16 protein-coding genes and 2 pseudogenes are annotated in these 15,986 nt (G+C 68.5%); 4 read left to right on the forward strand and 14 right to left on the reverse strand.

The window, feature by feature from the left end; genetic code table 11:
* Positions 1-183 precede the first annotated feature (183 nt).
* Positions 184-480, forward strand: a pseudogene (locus ACZ7IB_RS40645) (transposase); the annotation flags it as partial.
* Positions 481-546: 66 nt separating this feature from the next.
* Here ACZ7IB_RS40645 and ACZ7IB_RS40650 read toward each other — a convergent pair.
* The 10 genes from ACZ7IB_RS40650 to ACZ7IB_RS40695 all read right to left on the reverse strand — a co-directional run bounded on the left by ACZ7IB_RS40650 (position 547) and on the right by ACZ7IB_RS40695 (position 9,219).
* Positions 547-2,391, reverse strand: coding sequence for an alpha-keto acid decarboxylase family protein (locus tag ACZ7IB_RS40650; RefSeq protein WP_470919718.1), 1,845 nt, complete (start codon positions 2,389-2,391; stop codon positions 547-549).
* On the reverse strand, positions 2,388-4,499 hold the full coding sequence (locus tag ACZ7IB_RS40655) for a flavin monoamine oxidase family protein (protein ID WP_470919719.1): 2,112 nt from the start codon (positions 4,497-4,499) through the stop codon (positions 2,388-2,390). Before ACZ7IB_RS40655 ends, ACZ7IB_RS40650 begins: the two co-directional genes overlap by 4 nt.
* A gap of 16 nt (positions 4,500-4,515) precedes the next feature.
* Positions 4,516-4,851, reverse strand: coding sequence for a hypothetical protein (locus ACZ7IB_RS40660; protein WP_470919720.1), 336 nt, complete (start codon positions 4,849-4,851; stop codon positions 4,516-4,518).
* A 364-nt stretch (positions 4,852-5,215) separates the two neighbouring features.
* The gene (locus tag ACZ7IB_RS40665; RefSeq protein WP_470919721.1) at positions 5,216-5,860 is read right to left on the reverse strand and encodes a hypothetical protein; all 645 of its coding nucleotides are present in this window, start codon (positions 5,858-5,860) and stop codon (positions 5,216-5,218) included.
* 190 nt (positions 5,861-6,050) lie between these two features.
* A complete protein-coding gene (locus ACZ7IB_RS40670) occupies positions 6,051-6,506 on the reverse strand; it encodes a DUF6415 family natural product biosynthesis protein (RefSeq protein WP_470919722.1) in 456 nt (151 codons plus the stop codon).
* A gap of 321 nt (positions 6,507-6,827) precedes the next feature.
* Positions 6,828-7,679, reverse strand: a complete 852-nt coding sequence (locus ACZ7IB_RS40675; RefSeq protein WP_470919724.1) for a helix-turn-helix domain-containing protein — start codon at positions 7,677-7,679, stop codon at positions 6,828-6,830.
* A 28-nt stretch (positions 7,680-7,707) separates the two neighbouring features.
* Entirely contained in the window at positions 7,708-8,235 is a 528-nt protein-coding gene (locus tag ACZ7IB_RS40680; RefSeq protein ID WP_470919725.1) for a DUF6879 family protein, read from the reverse strand.
* The gene (locus tag ACZ7IB_RS40685; RefSeq protein WP_470919727.1) at positions 8,204-8,401 is read right to left on the reverse strand and encodes a hypothetical protein; all 198 of its coding nucleotides are present in this window, start codon (positions 8,399-8,401) and stop codon (positions 8,204-8,206) included. The genes ACZ7IB_RS40680 and ACZ7IB_RS40685 overlap by 32 nt, the downstream gene beginning before the upstream one ends.
* 267 nt (positions 8,402-8,668) lie before the next feature.
* Complete coding sequence (locus ACZ7IB_RS40690; RefSeq protein WP_470919728.1) at positions 8,669-8,878, reverse strand: hypothetical protein; 210 nt, start codon at positions 8,876-8,878, stop codon at positions 8,669-8,671.
* A 173-nt stretch (positions 8,879-9,051) separates the two neighbouring features.
* Positions 9,052-9,219, reverse strand: a complete 168-nt coding sequence (locus ACZ7IB_RS40695; RefSeq protein WP_470919729.1) for a hypothetical protein — start codon at positions 9,217-9,219, stop codon at positions 9,052-9,054.
* A gap of 15 nt (positions 9,220-9,234) precedes the next feature.
* Here ACZ7IB_RS40695 and ACZ7IB_RS40700 point away from each other — a divergent pair, with 15 nt between their 5' ends.
* Together ACZ7IB_RS40700 and ACZ7IB_RS40705 are read left to right on the forward strand one after the other, a co-directional pair.
* Positions 9,235-9,366, forward strand: a complete 132-nt coding sequence (locus ACZ7IB_RS40700) for a hypothetical protein (protein WP_470919730.1) — start codon at positions 9,235-9,237, stop codon at positions 9,364-9,366.
* A 356-nt stretch (positions 9,367-9,722) separates the two neighbouring features.
* Positions 9,723-10,997, forward strand: a complete 1,275-nt coding sequence (locus ACZ7IB_RS40705; protein ID WP_470919732.1) for a sulfite oxidase — start codon at positions 9,723-9,725, stop codon at positions 10,995-10,997.
* A gap of 285 nt (positions 10,998-11,282) precedes the next feature.
* Here the strand turns inward: ACZ7IB_RS40705 and ACZ7IB_RS40710 are convergent, their stop codons facing one another.
* The 3 genes and pseudogenes from ACZ7IB_RS40710 to ACZ7IB_RS40720 all read right to left on the reverse strand — a co-directional run bounded on the left by ACZ7IB_RS40710 (position 11,283) and on the right by ACZ7IB_RS40720 (position 13,987).
* Positions 11,283-11,951, reverse strand: coding sequence for an IS6 family transposase (locus ACZ7IB_RS40710; RefSeq protein WP_470919785.1), 669 nt, complete (start codon positions 11,949-11,951; stop codon positions 11,283-11,285).
* Between the two features lie 660 nt (positions 11,952-12,611).
* Positions 12,612-12,968 (reverse strand): annotated as a pseudogene (locus tag ACZ7IB_RS40715) (transposase); the annotation flags it as partial.
* Between the two features lie 83 nt (positions 12,969-13,051).
* Complete coding sequence (locus ACZ7IB_RS40720) at positions 13,052-13,987, reverse strand: alpha/beta fold hydrolase (RefSeq protein WP_470919733.1); 936 nt, start codon at positions 13,985-13,987, stop codon at positions 13,052-13,054.
* Positions 13,988-14,186: 199 nt separating this feature from the next.
* Here ACZ7IB_RS40720 and ACZ7IB_RS40725 point away from each other — a divergent pair, with 199 nt between their 5' ends.
* Positions 14,187-15,266 (forward strand): hypothetical protein, encoded by a 1,080-nt coding sequence (locus ACZ7IB_RS40725; RefSeq protein WP_470919734.1) that lies wholly within the window; start codon positions 14,187-14,189, stop codon positions 15,264-15,266.
* Positions 15,267-15,323: 57 nt separating this feature from the next.
* On the opposite strand, the gene ACZ7IB_RS40730 is transcribed toward ACZ7IB_RS40725, so the two are convergent.
* A complete protein-coding gene (locus tag ACZ7IB_RS40730) occupies positions 15,324-15,977 on the reverse strand; it encodes an SMI1/KNR4 family protein (protein WP_470919736.1) in 654 nt (217 codons plus the stop codon).
* Positions 15,978-15,986 lie beyond the last annotated feature (9 nt).

Below are 15,986 nucleotides of genomic sequence, written 5' to 3' on the forward strand. Positions count from 1 at the left end.
AAGCGTCAGAACTCCCATCATCGCAGGTCAGCAGGCACCTCTTCTCGTTTCCTCATCCACAGGACGCGAGTCACTCGGTGGATCGAGGCTTAGAGGTCACGCAGATAGGTGTCGGGGGTAGGTGGGACAGACACAGGTTCCGTGATCATGGAGTTGCCACGCTCTGTGATCACCGAGGGACCTGTGCCTGTACTGCCAGCATGGCTGACCGAGCCGCTACGGGACCAGTTCGCCGCTCTGCTGTCCCAACGGCCCGAGTTCGATCAAGGCCACCCGCTGGGCTGCCACCGGCGGCGCATCAGTGACCGCACTGTCTTCGACAAGCTGTTGCAGGTCCTGCGGTTCGGCTGCTCATACGAGGCGATTGCGGACGCCACCTGCTCGGCGACGACCATCCGCAACCGTCGGGATGAGTGGATAGGCCTGGGCGTCTTCGCCCGTCTCAAGCAGATCGGCCTCGACGCCTACGACCGCATCGTCGCTGAGCACGGACGCAGCGCGCACCGGCCCCGATCCTTGGACCGGGGCCGGTGCGCCGTACGGCGGCTATTTGCACTTTTCGTCGATCTTGTACTGGAGTGCCCGCGGGTAGTCGTGCCGGTTGAGCCGGACCCGGACCAGGATCGGGGCGTGGTTGATGTCACTGCCCGGATCGGCGATGTCGAGCAGCAGTGACTCCAGCTCGGTGTGGGTGGTGAGCTCCCGCCCGTGCATCCGGTCCTTCTCCGAGCCGAAGACCTCTGCCAGCTTCTCGTACTGCCACGGGTGCAGCACGTTGTAGAAGTCGGCCCCGTCGGACGGCTTCTCCTTGTAGTAGCAGGGGCTGACCAGCATCTGCTCGATACCGTAGAAGCCCTCGTTGTCCAGGACGAAGACCACCGGCCGCAGGTGGTGGCGCACGTGCGTGGACAGCTCCTGGCAGGTCTCCTGGAACGATCCGTCCCCGACGAACACCAGCGGCCGCTTGAGCGGCTGCTGGCGGGCCAGCGCCACCCCGGTGGCCGCGCCGACCGAGTAGCCGATGGACAGCCAGCTGTTCTGCGCCACGAAGCTCGCCCGCTCCGCCATCTGTAGATTCATCGAGCCCAGCAGTGCGAACGCTGCGTCCGAGACCACCGTGAACGGCGAGGTGGCCTCCGGGCCGTCGCCCTGCGCTTGGCTCAGCAGGAAGGCGTTCATGTGCTGGAAGAACCCGTCGTACGTGAGCTCCTCGGGGTAGTCCGTGCTGCTCAGGCCGGTCAGGAAGGCGATCGTGCTTGCCGGGACCTGCCGGTCCTTGGCGTGTGCCAGCGCGAAGAGGTCGGTTTCGAACGCCCGCTTGCCGAAAGCGACACCCAGCGCGTCCCGCAGTGCCGGGACGAACCGCGCCAGCTGGACGTCCGGGAAGTACTGCGCGCCGACGCTGACGCCCTCGTGGGCGGCCACGATCCAGTCGTCGCCGATCGACTTCTCGCCGCCGAGGTTCTTCGACGTCGACCAGGTGCCCAGGCCGATCCGGCACCCGGCGGCCTTGAAGGCCTTGCGCACCTCCGGCAGGCTCGCCTTGCCGTTGTAGACGCCTGTGAAGCCCGGGGTGTTCTCGGAGACCACGGACTTCGCGCCGACGGTGGTGCAGAACGGGATGCCGGTCAGCTGCACCAGCGAGACCAGCTCCCGCTCCAGCCGGTTGCGCTCGATCTCCTCGCCCGCCCACAGCACCGGCGTGCCGAGCCGTTCGACCAGCTTCACCGAGGCCTCCACCGCCTTGGCGAGCATTTCCTCGTTCTTCTTGGTGAACGGCCTTTCCTGACCACGGAGTTCGCCCTGCGGCTCGGCGCACGGGGCATTCCAAAGGTCGTCCATCACCTCCAGGTAGACCGGCCTGCGCTCGGTCAGGCCGGCGATGATCGCGCTGTCGATCTGCGAGGGCGCGAGCCCGGGGTTGGAGATCACCTGCGCGTCCACCGTGACCTGCCGGTAGACCTCCAGATTGCTCTCCCGGCGCTGGCTCATGTGCGAGGTGAGCAGACCGACCGCCTGGTAGTTGAGCCACTGCTCGTACGACGGCGCCGCGTTGATCGCGATCACCGGCACGTACTCGACGTAGGCGCCGCCGATCGGGTTGAGCAGGCTGAACGCGCCCACGCCGTAGGTGACCGCGACTGCGGCGACGCCCTGCTCGCCCTTGGCGAGGTCGGCGTCGGCGGCCCGCACCCGGGCGTAGGCGTCGGCGGCGTAGCCGCCACCGATCTCGGTCGGGGTGCCGACCCAGCGCACCCCGGTGGTGGCGTGCATGATCGTCAGGAACGGGCCGAGGTGGTCGCCCGGCACCCCGAACAGGTGCCGGATGCCCAACTGCTCAAGTCTCGTGGCCAGGTAACGGCCCACCGTCCATTCGCCGTTGCCGCTCATCCGCTCAGCACCTCCGCTCTGCGTGCGCGTCCGGCCCGCACCTCTGGAAAGATCTCCGGTTTGGCGCGGGGTGGTGGTGTGGGTGCCTCGTGCACGGCGATCGCCGCGCGGACGGCGGTCTCCACCGCGCCCTCGATCCAGGCGTGCTTGAGCGAGACGTGCTCGCCGGCGAAGTGCACCGGGCCCTCCGGCTTGACCACGTCGAGGTGGAAGCTGGTCATCTGGTGCGGGGTGTACACCGCCGCCTCGCCGAAGGCGTACGGGTCGCGCAGCCAGCTCTGGGTCTGGCCATAGCCGGTGTAGAACACCTCGATCCTCCGGCCGTGCACCGACTGGAGGTTGCGCAACGCGTACACGTACCGCTCGGCGTCGGCCATCGAGTCCCAGCGCACCGCGTCATCCGACCAGCTGTAGCTGGCCAGCACCACGCCGCCGCCGTCGCTGTCGGGCACCGGGTGCGAGGGGTAGTACATGAAGCGGTTCGGGTTGTCGGTGGTCGAACCGCCGCCGAAGCAGTTGGTGGCGGGGCGCACGCTCGCCCGGCGCAGCGGGGTGTGCCGGAAGACCTCCAACTGCTCCTGGCTGATCCGGCTGGAGTCCACGCTCCGGTGGGCGCCGAGCAGCACCCTCGGTAGATTGGGCGGTGGCCGGTGCCCGTTGTGCGCGGCCAGCGCGGCCGCCTCGGCGTCCTCCTCGCCAGCCCGCTGGTAGTACTCGTACAGGCCGGGCTCGATGGAGTCGAGCTCGTCCTTCCAGTCCGCCTCGGTGAACTCCCACCACCGGCGGGAAAACTCCAGCAGCACCTTGGTGGCCTGGTCGTAGTGTGTCTCGATGATCGCCCGGCGCTTCTTGTACGAGTACGGGGGCGAGACCTGGACGAACCGCAGCGCGGAGAACGGGACGGTGACGATCGCGAAGTCACCCTTCCAGACCGTGGGTTCGGCCTCTGGGTCGCCCTCGGGCACGGTGTGGACGGCGACCTGGGGCCCGTTCGGCCCGACGTCTTGGCCTGCCCCGCCGTCGCGGCGCGGATCCCAGTACTCCATCCGGATCATCCGCTCGCCCATTTCGAGTTCGTCCTGGAGCTCATCGGCGAGGGCGTAGGGCAGCTGCCAGCTGCCGCCCTCGATCTCCCAATAGGTGGCGTCCGGGTTGATGTCGCTGCGGCCCAGGAAGGTGTGGAAGAAGGACAGGTGCAGCCGCGAGGTCATGTTCTCGATCGTGCCGATCGCCTCGATGGCCTCGTCACTGAAACTCGCGTACTCGCGCAGGAAGCGGCCCATCGAGTAGCCGTCGAAGTCGCGGATCACCCGGGCCCAGCCGTCCAGCCACTCGGCGAACGGCTTGCGCACCCGCTTGCCGTTCTCGGTGTACGAGTAGTAGTCGCGGACCGGCTCCAGCGCCTGGTTGACCATCTCGCCGGCTGTGATCCGCACCTCGTCGCCGGTGAGGTGGAAGCCCTCGTTGACGCTGCTCGGGTCGGCGGCGTACTCGCTGCGGCGGGCCTGGATCCGGTTGGTGCGGATCCAGCTGTTGAAGCGCTTGACCGGCTCGCGGAAGTCCGGGCTGTCCTCGCCGTACTTCCAGACCTTGCCGTCCTCGAAGGACTCGTAGACCACCGGCGGGACGGGCGTGTTCTGGTTGCCGGTGTCGGGATCGACGTCGACGTTGCAGAACAGCTGCCGTTTCAGGCCGAGTCTGTCGACCAGGGCCAGGGTGAGCGGGTGGAAGCTGGGCAGCCGCATCGCTCCGGCCTCCCCGTACTGCACCGGGTCGTAGAATGGGCCGTCCTGCTCGTCATCGGTGGAGCGGAAGGTCTTGATCCGCCCGCCGACCCGGTTGGCGTTGGCCTCCAGGATGGTGACGTTGTGCCCGGCGTCCTTGAGCAGCTTCCCGGCAACCAGACCGGCGATCCCGGCGCCGACGATCAGCACGTCCTTGGGCTCGTCGGTCTCCGGGATGCCCTCCTTGATCAGGATGTCGAGGTAGCGCAGCTTCAGGTCCTTGTCGTCCCGACCGACCAGCAGCAGCTCGCGGGCCAGCTGCCAGCAGGTCTGCTGGCGGGCGCGGTCGTTGGCCGCGCCCTCGACGGTGGGTCTCTCGTTCATGGCTTCTCCTCGCCGCTCAGGAGCCGATTGACTTGTTGGGAAGGTCCTCGCCCTCGGCGAGCAGCCGCAGCGTGCTGATCGAGGGGGTGAAGGCGTAGAGCGCGCCCGCGGTGCGGACGAAGCGCTTCATGTCGACCGTGCCGAAGGTGCCGTCCGCGACGGTGTTGAGGATCGCGGAGAGCCAGCCGCGGCCCTTGGCGGCGTCCGGGAAGCGCAGGTAGCGGAAGTCCATGAAGTCCTTGTTGAACGCGGCCAGGATGTTGCCCTGGATGTCGGTGGACCCGCGCAGCTCCGGCTGGGGCAGCTGCTCGATGGACGGGACGGCGGTGGGACGGGTGGGGGTCGTGGTCACGGTGGGGCTCCTCGCGTGGGGTGGAGGGCGGCGGCAGATTCGTAGGGGGACGGCACGATCACCATCGATCACGTAACGTAATGAATCAGACACTTTAAGTAACTATGTCGCCCTGAGCTCTGTCAAACGGAGGCCATCCCCTAGGCGGGTCACACGGCGTCGCCGGGCGGAGCGTCCCCGCGCAGGCGCGGACGGGGACCGGCACCCGGCCGCGGCCTGCGGGGCCGTCGCGAGCCGCCGCTGCCGGCCGCCTGGGTCACGCCGAGGTGCTGCGCCGGTACCGGCGGGTGTACCGGGTTGTCGATGGTGAGCAGCGTCAGTTCAAACGGGATCAGTGGTGGACCTCAAAGCGGTCGATCGCCGATCAGGACAAGCACGAGGCGATGCGCAGCAGCAGGAAGCCGCGCGAGCGGAGCGGGAGGCCCGCCAGCAAGAGCAGGAGGAGGCCGCGGAACGGCGCCACAAGGAGCTGGAGGAGCAGGAGCGGGTGCGGAAGGCCGAGGAGGACGAACGCCGGCGGCTGCAGCGGGAGGAGGAGCAGCGCGTCTACATGGAACAGATGCGGCGGCGGTGGGCGGAGGAGGACGCGCGCCGGGAGCAAGAGAGGGTGGAGCGTGAGGCACGTCTCGCCCGTGAGCAGGCCGAGCATGCGGAGAGAGCGCCAGGACCTGGAGACCGCGCGGGCGTGGTGGGGCCGGCTGTCGCCGCAGCAGCAGACCGAGCTGTTCGCCGCCGTCGCCGAGTACGCCTGGCGGACGTCGAACCTGCGGGTGGAGATCCCGGAGAAGCCGATGATGTGGTCGCAGTACGCCCGCGGCGTCCCGGTCCACGTGGCCGACAAGCGGCGGTCGCTGTACGGGATCGTGCGGCCCTGCCCCGGCCTGGCCGCTGCCTGTTCCAAGCTCGCGGAGGAGCTGGTCCTGGCCCGCAGCGCCCAGGAGGCGCGCGAGCTCGCCGACGTCCTTCCCAGAGCCGGATCGTCCACCTCGACCTGCCCGAGCACGAGCACGAGCAGCTCACCATGTGCTGAGGCACCCGCCGGGGCCAGGGTCGCCCTCCTATCCCCACCGGACTCGAAGCAGACCTCTTCCCCTCGGCTATCGCGTGGCAAAGAGGTGTCGTCGTCCGGGACTGGCTTGCCCACCAGGGTTGACCTGCGAGAACGGGCGGTGTCCGATTCGAGAGGCCCACACCTTCGGTCACACCTGCGGTACCCCGCTGGAGGCAACTGTCCGGCCAACGGTGCAGCCGCCGCTCGGTGCAACCCTCTCCGGGGCAGGCGCGGTCTCCAGGCGGTCCAGGCGTTCGTAGAGGGCGCGAACGAGGCGGGCGCGGTTCTGGACGCAGCGCACGGTGCCCTCCAGTTTCGCGGACAGCCGGCCTTCCGCCTCGGCCAGGACGACGTCGGCGAGTGCCCGGGGCCCGCTGCTCTTGGGCAGCTGGCCGGCGCGGCGGCGGAGGTCGGAGGCGATGGCGCGGGCGTGGCCGGTGAGCTGGAGGGCGATCTGCTCGTAGTCGCGTTCTGCCAGTGCGTCCTTGTCGGTCCAGGCGAGGACGGCTTTGACGAGGCTCTCGTACGGTTCGCGGTCGAGCGGGAGCTCCGCTTCGATCAGTCCGTCGGGGTCGTACAGAACCGTGTGGGTGCTGGTGTGCATGGCGGGCCTCGCTGCCGGGGCGGTCTCGCGTGGGTGGCCGGCGGTCACCGCTGGGTGTCCTCGCCGCCGTCGGCTCCGTCGTCGTGGTCCTCGGTCTGCTGGGCGAGGAACCGGGCGAGGCCCCGGTCCGCGCGGGCGCGCAGGGCCGGGGAGGGGACGCCGTAGGCGGGCGGCTGGAGGCCGCGGCCCTCCGGGGCCGGGGCAATGCTGTCGGTGTGTGCGCATGCGGCCCCGCCTCTCCGGCTGGTGGTCCGTCGGTTCCTTCGACGCTACGCAGCTGCCCGCCGTGCTCTCAACAAAGTTGCGGGTAATTGCGGAGGTTCATTCCAGGGCGTCAATCGCGGCCTGGATGAGCGCGCGTGCCGCGTCGCCGTACACGGCCATCTCCGCGAGTCCGGCAAACGCCTTCGCGTAGTCGGCGAGCTCGCGCGGCTGGGTCACCTTGATCTCCGCCGTCAGCGTCTCCACCACGGCCATGGTGTCGTCGTGGACGTAGAACGCTTCCAGCGGCCACACGGTGCGCCGTGCGGTGAACGGGATGATCCCCAGCGAGACGGACTCGAGCGGCATCACGGCCAGGAGGTGGCACAGCTGGCCTCGCATCGTCTCGGGGTCGGCCGTTTGGTAGCGCAGGACGGATTCCTCCATGAGGACGACGTAGCGGTGGCCGCCCTTGTAGAGGAAGCGGGAGCGGGCGACGCGGGCAGCGACGGCTTCGGCGACGTCGTCGGGGGTGCCCTGGAAGGTGGTGATCTGGTTCATGAGGGCGGTCGCGAACGCCGGTGTCTGGAGGAAGCCGGGGGGCACGTTGGAGAGGTAGACGCGGCAGTGACGGGTCTGCTGGTGGAGGGTGTACCAGTCCTGTTGGACCTTGCGCATGCCGGTGCGGTGCAGGCGGCGCCACTCCAGGTACATGGAGTCGACGGCGCGGGCGGTGGCGATGAGGTCGTCGGCCTGGTCGCCGGCGCCGCACGCCGCGCACCAGGTGCGGATGTCCGTGTCCGAGGGCGGGGCGTCGCCCTTCTGGATGCGGGTGGTCTTCGCGGGGTGCCAGCCGCACCGGGCGGAGAGTTCCTTCCCGGTGAGGCCGGCGTCCTTGCGCAGGTGCTGCAACCGCACGGCGAGCGCTTCACGGGCCCCCTGGGCGCTGGACGATGGAGAGGCGGTCGTCATGACGTGGCGGCCCTTGGGTATGCGTCGGTCAGATGCGGTAATCGGCGTGCGGAACGGCCAGGTCCCACACCGAGCGGAACGCCTCGGCACACAGCTTGACCGCGCTGGGATCTTCGGTGTGCTCAGGCTCAAGGGCCTGGCCGTCACCGGAGAAGACGTTGAAGCGCACGATCCGGTCGTCGATGAGCCAGAAGTCGTTGCCGGGCAGCGCGAGCGTGGAGGCACGGCGGCGGGGCAGCCAGCGGACCTCCTCGCCGGCGCGGAGGTTGGCGTCGGTGATGGCGTGCTCGAAGCGGATGTACTCGGTGACGGGCTCGGAGACGACCCGGGCGCGCAGGACCCTCACCCCGCGGGCAACGGTCTGCTCCACCAACGGCAGCCACCCGCCCCAGAACTCCGAGTCGTCCGCAGGCACGCTCCCGTCCCGCAGGAACGCCTCAAAGACCTCCCGCTCCTCCCCCACGGCGTAGACGTCCCGCAGTTCCAGGTGCAGGGTGTGCTGCCGGGCGGAGTCGAGCAGGCCCTCAAAGCTGGGTGCCGGCGGCTTCTGCGGCATCACACGCCTTCCTGATCTGCGACACCATCCGGGCCGGGATACGGATGACCGCCTCGTCGTCCGCCGGCGGACTGTCCTGGCCACAGGCGGACCGCGTCGCCGCGTCGGCCGTCTTGCCCTGCAGGACCAGTTCCGGCCCCTCAGCGGTGTCGGTGTCCACCCACACTGCGGGGCAGTTCCCTCCACCCGAGTTCGGGTCCGTGCCGAAGAAAAGTAACGCCGTGATCGCCTCCCGGGCGAGCCAGTTGCGTTCAATTGCGCACCGACCGTCCCGCGTACCGACCCCCCTCGGTCAAGGGCGCAGCCGATCGTCGCAGGAGACGGCCGACCTTCTCGGGAAAAAGGTTGAGGCGCATGCGGGCGGCCAGGCAGATCTCGCCGAAGAGCCTCGGGGTGCGGTTCGGTTTCCGCTGGATGTACCAGTCGAGGAGCTTCACCACATCGGTCCTGATGTCTCCGAGAGAAACCTCGGCCTCCCCCATTTCCGGGCGTTCTCGACGTCCTCGGCGAGGCCGCCGATGACGGCCTTGATCAGCGTCGTGCGCAGTGCCGAGACAGGAATCAGGCTGTTGGGGCCGTCGGTGAGGGCGACCGCCGGCCACCAGGCGAGGGTTGAGGCGGTCTCCTCAAGGGGCACTGTCACGTTGTCGGGTGGGTGTCTGACGGCGTGACAGTGCCTGCTGGAGTATTAGAGCAGCATCAGGTCGGGTCTCTGGCTATCGGCGGGCAGACCGAAAGGCAGGAACTGGGCGGTGACCGAACCGACCCCAGCATCCGGACGATCAGACCGTTCGACGAGGAATGTCAAATAGATACTCAGCGGTTCAGCTGCGCCATCAGCTCCCGGTTCGCGGCGCGTGCGGCGGCAAGTTCGGCACGAAGGTCGAGGGTCTGCTGCTCCAGTTCGACGACCCGGCAGCGGGCTAGGGCAGAGCAGTCCTGGAAGATCCAGCCGAAATGGTCTGGGGCACCGCGATGCTGCACCGTGGCGGGTGCAGCATGTACAAGAGCGAGCTCGGGTACATCAACCGCGACGAGGCGGGGATCGCCCTGGCGGAGCCGGACATCGGGCCGTGCTATAGATCTGCAAGCCCGAGACGGGGCTGGAGCATTGTGGCTGAGCGCCCCTGATCCTCTACCACCTCTCCGGCCTACGATTGCGGATCGGTCATGTCACCGACCCGCCCGCCATCGTCATCAGCCGCGGCGTCCAGCTCCATCTCCTCGACCTCCTCGGCCTGGAGCCAACACATCCCCGCTGGCCAGAGACCTGAACGAGCTACCCGCGAAGTACAGGGCCAGATCGCCCCGTTGACGCCTTCTCGCGCCGCGTGCTTGCATCCCGCCATGACGCCACTGGAGCCTCTGGCGCGCCGCCGCGCCCCCGCACTGTGGACCTCGGCCGCCTTCCCGGCGCGCCGCCCAGTGCGCCGGCTCGCACTGTCCTCTCCCATGTCTGTCTGCTGTCTCAACGACGAGGAAATGTCATGCCTTCACCCGTCTCCGCCAGCCGCCACGACGAATCCGCGTACGACCGCCGCAGGCTGAGCCAGTGGCTCTCCGGGGAGGCAAGGGCGGACGGGGTCACCCGCCGCCGGCTGCTGACCCTGCTCGCCGCGACCGCCGCCGGGGCCGCGCTCCCCCCGCCGTACCTTGCCCATGCCACCGATCCCACGATTGTCAAGCCGCTGCCGCCTGAGTGGTTCATCCGGCGCGGCACCAATGCCGAGACCCGCTGGGAGGCGTTACGCGGAACCGGCCACCACACCCCCAACGAACTGTTCTTCGTGCGCAACCACACCGCCACCCCTGTCCTGGAAGCCGCCGACTGGCGGCTGAGGCTGTGGGGCAGCGGGCTGCGTGGCGCGCCCCGTGAGGACAGGCCGGTGGAGTTCGGGTACGACGATCTGCGCGCCCTGCCCGCCGTGACCCGTACAGCGTTCGTCGAGTGCGCCGGAAACGGCCGCAGCTACTTCACGACGCAGCAGGGCGAGAAGGTCACAGGCACCCCGTGGACGCTGGGGGCGATCGGCGTCGCGCGCTGGCGCGGGGTACGCCTGGCCGATGTCCTGCGCAAGGCCGGGCTGTCCTCGTACGCCATGGATGTGCAGCCCCGCGGTCTGGACGCCGAGTTCTTCAGCGGCGGCGAGAACCTCGGGCGGGTACGCCGTCCGCTGCCGCTGGCCAAGGCGCTGGACGATGTGCTGCTGGCGTACGAGATGAACGGCGAACCGCTTCCGTACGATCACGGGTATCCGGTGCGGGTGCTGGTGCCGTGGTGGGTGGGGATCGCGTCGATCAAGTGGGTCGGCGACATCGAGGTGTCCACGCAGCCGCTCTACTCGCCCTGGAACACCATCTTCTACCGTCTGTTCGGCCCCGCATACCCGGAGGAGGGCAGCGCGCCGCTGAGTCGGCAGGTGGTCAGGAGTGCCTTCGAGCTTGCGAGCGGGGCGAGGTTCACGGTGGGGAAGGGGCAGGTGCTGCACGGCCGGTCGTGGTCGGGTGCGGGGGCCATCGCGCGGGTCGATGTCAGCACGGACGGCGGGGCGAGCTGGCGGCCCGCCCGCCTCCACGACCGGCCCCGTGCTGGCACCTGGACCCGCTGGTCCCTGAACTGGAAGCCCGACACAGTCGGCGACACTCGCCTCCTGGCCCGCGCCACCGACACGGCCGGTCACGCCCAGCCGGACACCGCCGTGGCCAACACGCAGGGCTTTCTCTTCGACGCAGTGGTGCGGCACCCGGTGACCGTGATCTGATCACCATCACCGCGGGCAGTTCACTCCCGGCCGGGCGTAGGCCTGTGGCCGGTACACGGCCGGCCCCCATCCTCACGATAAGTCAGCCGGCCCTGCCTGCTTCTTCCAGATGTGGATGGCGGCGGCCGCGGCGGCATCGAGGACGTTCAGCAGCCCTGTACCGCGTGGACTTCACGGCTGTGTGGCGTAAGAAGAATGTGATCCGGTCGGTCGGCACTGTCACGTTGTTGGGTGGGTGTCTGACGGCGTGACAGGGTGTGGTGCGGTCGGGTTCCGGCTGTGTGCTCAGGGTGGGGTGGGCAGGCCGGTGGCGCCGGTGATCTGCTCCCAGATGGTGAAGCGGACGGTCATTTCGGCGCGGTGGTCGGGTGCGGCCATGAGGTGGCGGCGGGGTCGGAAGTGGGGTGAGATGCCGCTGAACGCGGACAGGAAGCGTTGTGCTCCGCCGGCGGAGCGGAAGCCTTTCATCGCGCGTTCACGCTGTCTGGTGGGCTGGTGACTGTTCTCGGCCCGGTTGTTCAGGCCCTTGTGGGAGCGGTGCTCGATGGAGGGCATTACCTCGCGGTGAGCGGCACCGTAGGAGCGAAGCCTGTCCGTGACGACCACCCGCGGAACCGCACCGGTCTTCTTCATCAGCCTGCGGAAGAAGCGCCTGGCCGCGGCCTTGTCCCGCTTCCTCTGGACGAGGATGTCGAGCACGTTGCCGTCCTGGTCGACGGCCCGCCGCAGGTACTTCCGCTCGCCGTTGATCTTGATGAAGGCCTCATCCAGATGCCATTTGTCCCCGGGCCGGGGCCGTCGGCGGCGCAGTCCGTCGGCGTAGGCCTGCCCGAACTTCACACACCACCGGCGGACCGTCTCGTACGAGACGGTGACACCGCGCCGGAGCATCAGCTCCTCCACCTCACGGAAGCTGAGCGGAAAGCGGAAGTACAGCCACACGCAGTGGGAGATGACCTCGACCGGGTACCGGTGCCCCTATACGACGGCAACGCGCTCACCACGGACGATCCCCCTCCAGCATGATCAACTTCGAGGATCCTCCCACGCCGCCCGCCAACGTGACAGTGCCCACTAGGGTGCTCACCTGTGGGTTGGCCGTCTCCGACCGCACCGGCGAGATCGCGGAGTTGATCGCGCGCTCGCACACCGACCCGTCGCCCAGTCGGGATCACTTGCGCGCGGGTTCGGCCGCGTAGCTGCACGGTCAGGCCGGCCTGGCCTTCGGCTGAGTTCCGTGGCTCTGCTGCCACCTTTTCGTGTCCGTGGTGCCTCGGTCCTGAGCATGGAAGCGGCGCTGCAACCGGGGGTACAGCGCCGTACGTTCAACGACCAGGGTCAGGCAACGCGGAGCTTCTCGCAGCGTTCGAGGGCGAGCTGTTCGCGGTAGTCCTCGACGGCCTGGTGGTACCGGGCGACGAAGTCCGGGTCGTCCAGCCGGTCGTCGACGTCCATGTCATCGATGGCGCGCTGCGCCGCGGCCGTCGACTCGTAGCCGGCGAGCATCGCGTTGATCCGGTAGACGCCGTTGCGCTGCTTGGTGACCAGGCGAGCGAGTATCAGTTCGCGGAGGCCGGACGTGACGCTGGGGCGGCTCAGGCCCAGCAGGGCCGCGATCTGGTTCTGGTTGTAGAGCTGCTTGTCGAAGGCCGGCGGGCGCCCGCCGCGACTTCCTCGCCGGAGCCGGTTTCGGATCTGGTCGGTCCGTTCCGGGATGGTGTGCCCGACACCTCGCTGTCTGAGCCAGGCGCGGATGGCCTTGGAGCTGTAGCCCTTGTCGCCCAGGACGTGGTCGGGCCGAATCCGTGGCCGTCCCGGTCCGAGGCGGGGCACCCGCATCGCGTCCATCACGGCTGTGAACTGGGTGCAGTCGTTGGTGTTCCCGCCAGTGACAGTGAAGGCGAGCGGACGTCCCAGGGCGTCGCAGGCCAGGTGGATCTTGCTGGTCAGGCCGCCCCGGGAGCGTCCGAGCTGTGGTTCTGTGTCGAACGAACCGAAGCCAGCCGACAAAGGCGCCTGGCCGTTGTCGGCTGGTGTTCTGTTGACGTTGGCCGTCACCTGCCGAGCAGGTCCTGGACCGCCTGCAGCACGGCGTCAGGACGTCGCCAGTGCATGGTGACGTGTCCGACGCCGTCGATGAGGCGGTTCTCGCCGCGCGGGACTGATGCAGCCAACGCCGTGTAGAGACGCGCCTTGCCCTGGATCTCCTCCTCCAACAGCGACTCCGACTCGCCCACCGAAACCGCCTCCTTGAAGGCATCGATGCCCATGGCGGTGAGGACGATCATCGGCACGTCCGGCAGTGGCGCCGCGCGACGCATCTCGTCGTAGAGCTGATCAACGTTCTTCGCTTCCTGGAAGCCGACCCGCAGCCATTCCGGGCTGACATGGCGTTCGGTGAGCGGCCCCCGGATATCCTCGGGCCAGTCGGTCAACTCCTGTGCGAACAGGCTCCGGTACATCTGGACGACTTCGTCTGGCAACTCGTCGGGAAGCGCTTGGTCCGGGTCCCAGGACTTCCACTGGTCGACCAACTGCTGGGGCATATAGGCGTTGTAGTCCTCGTGTGCGGGATCCAGCAGGAGCAGACCAGCCGTCTCATCCGGGAACCGCGTCGCGTAGTGGCGGGCGTAGAGGCCGCCGAGAGAGTGCCCGACCAGCAGGTACGGAGCGGGAATGTCCGCGCTCCGCAGCATGTGGTGCAGTTCGTCGGTCACTTCTGCCGAGGTGCGCGGCAGTTCGACGCGGTCGCTCCACCCCGTTCCGGCCCGGTCGTACACCACGCTTGTGGTGAGCTCGGCCGCCTTCTCCTGGACGTTCCAGTAGTCGAGGCCGACCGTGCCGCCCCCGGGCAGGAATACCACCGACGGGCTCCCGCTGCCCGAGCGGTGCAGCAGCAACCGGCGCCCCTCCACCTCGCAGTACTCCCCGAGCGGCGGTGCCACCTCGGCCGTCGTGGTCGGGAGAGCCCCGGGCGGCTGGTTCTGCATCGCTGACTTCCTCACTGTCGGCACTATGTTTCCAATTTTGGGAACAGTACCAGATGTGGGATCGCGGCCTGGTGGACACGCTTGAACTGCTCCTGCATCCGGTGAGGGTGCGCATCGTGCACGCCATGTCCGGCGGACGCACGCGCACCACCTCCGACCTGTGCGTGAGCCTGCCCGACGTCCCCAAGACCACAGGTCCGTGCTGTTCGGCGACGGCAACCAGATCGCCCACATCGACTCCATGCGCTACAGCGGTGCCTGTGAAGGTGCCACTGACGGCAGGGATGTGAGGAACTTCGACTTCTACGGAGACCTCAGCTGGAAGGGCGGCGGCGACGGCACACCGGCCGACTCCCACCTGGCCACCGGTACCACCACGCATAAGTGGGACGGTTCCACGGACGGCGTCGGACCCTCCGACGCCGCCTTGTCCAGGGCTCTGCCGGTCTGGTTCATCTACAACCCGGAGAGCGAGTACGAGCCGGTCGAGGGCAAGGACGACGAAACCGACGCCGGCGATAGCCGCTCACCCGGCATCGATGTGCGCTGCGGCAAGGTCGACTCCTACGGCGCGCCGGGATGTGTGCTGACGCAGTACGTTCCCGAGTACCAGATGGATGCTGCCCGCTACCCGGCCGCTGCGGCTCACCTGTGGATGGTTCAGAGCAAGTCCGGGATCAAGGGCCTCGGGACCATCGACAAGCCGCTGCACTACCGTCCCGACGCGGACAACGGCCGTGTGGACTCCACGTGGACGAAGAAGAAGATCCGTAGCCGGGTCTGCGGTTACTACGGCGGCACCCGAGCGGACGGGTACGTTCCGACCAAGGGATTCGTGCCTCATCCGAAGACGTTCCTGCACCCGGAGTTCCGTCCGCAGACCCCCCTGCCGAATCCGGACAAGGTGAACTGTGATGAGGTGCCGTTCGCCTCGACGTATGAGTCCGTCGGCCTGCCCGCTTCCGCGGACGGGAAGAACCCGGCCGGCAAGGCCGGGGGTGGCGAGTGCATCCAGACCGTAGCAGCGAAGGCCGATGACGGCAGTGAACACCTCCTTGATGACACCCGCTACGACGCGCCGACGTTCAGCGAGAAGTGCGGCCGTTCCTCGATGTCGGGATTCATCAACCAGGGCGCGATGAACAAGTACGGCAACGAGTTCCTGGCGCAGATGCGGGTCATCGACGACGACGAGTTCGCCGTCAATCCCGGTCAGCTGTGGTTCAAGGACTGCAACACCGGTGCGGTGAACCTCATCTGCGAGATGAAGAAGCCGTAGCCACTGCACGTCTGCCCCGAGGTCCGTCAGCCAGGCGGGCCCCCGGGCGGGGCGTGGTCAGTGGACGGGGCGCCAGTGCTCCAGCGCATCGTCCAGCAGAGGCGCCTCGGGGTCATCCCAGATCAGGCAGCCCCACACCAGGCCGGGCACATCTGGGCCCATGGCATCGGCCGGCCCTTCGGTGAGCGTGCGGTGCACAGTTTCGAGATAGGCGGCGATCGACGGATAGCCGGGCTTGTCGCAGGCCAGGTTGTCCGGATGCGACCAGTAGCCGACACCGTCCGCGCCCACGTAGTGCCCGGACTCGGGGCCCGTTTGGTCGCCGGTCAGCCACGGAACCACCGCGGCGCCCCACCAGTCCCTGCGGCTGATGTCGGGCAGCCGCGGCCTGAGCGCATCCGCCGGGCCGAGCAGGATCCCGCCAGGCAAGAACGCCCCCGATGCGACCTCGCCCTCTTCCTCATTGGCCTCGATGTACTGGTGCTCCACACCACCGCACAGCTGCCACAGCGCGGCCAGCTCCGACGGCAGGGCGAACCCGAGGTGCTGCCTCAGCGCCGCGTCCGCGTTCGCCATCTCTGTCTCCGGCGCGGGGGGCAGCAGTGAGGCGTACGAGGTGGGGGCATGCTGCTTCAGCCACGCCACGATGCGGCCCCACGCCGCCTCGACCTGGGCCGCCTGGCCTCCTTCTACATTCAGTTGATCGCTCATCCCGCCAAC

This window comes from Streptomyces sp. NPDC037301, from assembly GCF_055602785.1.

Coding starts and splice junctions, on each gene's coding strand:
- ACZ7IB_RS40730 (WP_470919736.1), bottom strand. CDS start 15,977: ATGAGCGATCAACTGAATGTAGAAGGAGGCCAGGCGGCCCAGGTCGAG.
- ACZ7IB_RS40650 (WP_470919718.1), bottom strand. CDS start 2,391: ATGAGCGGCAACGGCGAATGGACGGTGGGCCGTTACCTGGCCACGAGA.
- ACZ7IB_RS40700 (WP_470919730.1), top strand. CDS start 9,235: ATGTACAAGAGCGAGCTCGGGTACATCAACCGCGACGAGGCGGGGATC.
- ACZ7IB_RS40655 (WP_470919719.1), bottom strand. CDS start 4,499: ATGAACGAGAGACCCACCGTCGAGGGCGCGGCCAACGACCGCGCCCGC.
- ACZ7IB_RS40670 (WP_470919722.1), bottom strand. CDS start 6,506: ATGCACACCAGCACCCACACGGTTCTGTACGACCCCGACGGACTGATC.
- ACZ7IB_RS40705 (WP_470919732.1), top strand. CDS start 9,723: ATGCCTTCACCCGTCTCCGCCAGCCGCCACGACGAATCCGCGTACGAC.
- ACZ7IB_RS40680 (WP_470919725.1), bottom strand. CDS start 8,235: ATGCCGCAGAAGCCGCCGGCACCCAGCTTTGAGGGCCTGCTCGACTCC.
- ACZ7IB_RS40675 (WP_470919724.1), bottom strand. CDS start 7,679: ATGACGACCGCCTCTCCATCGTCCAGCGCCCAGGGGGCCCGTGAAGCG.
- ACZ7IB_RS40720 (WP_470919733.1), bottom strand. CDS start 13,987: ATGCAGAACCAGCCGCCCGGGGCTCTCCCGACCACGACGGCCGAGGTG.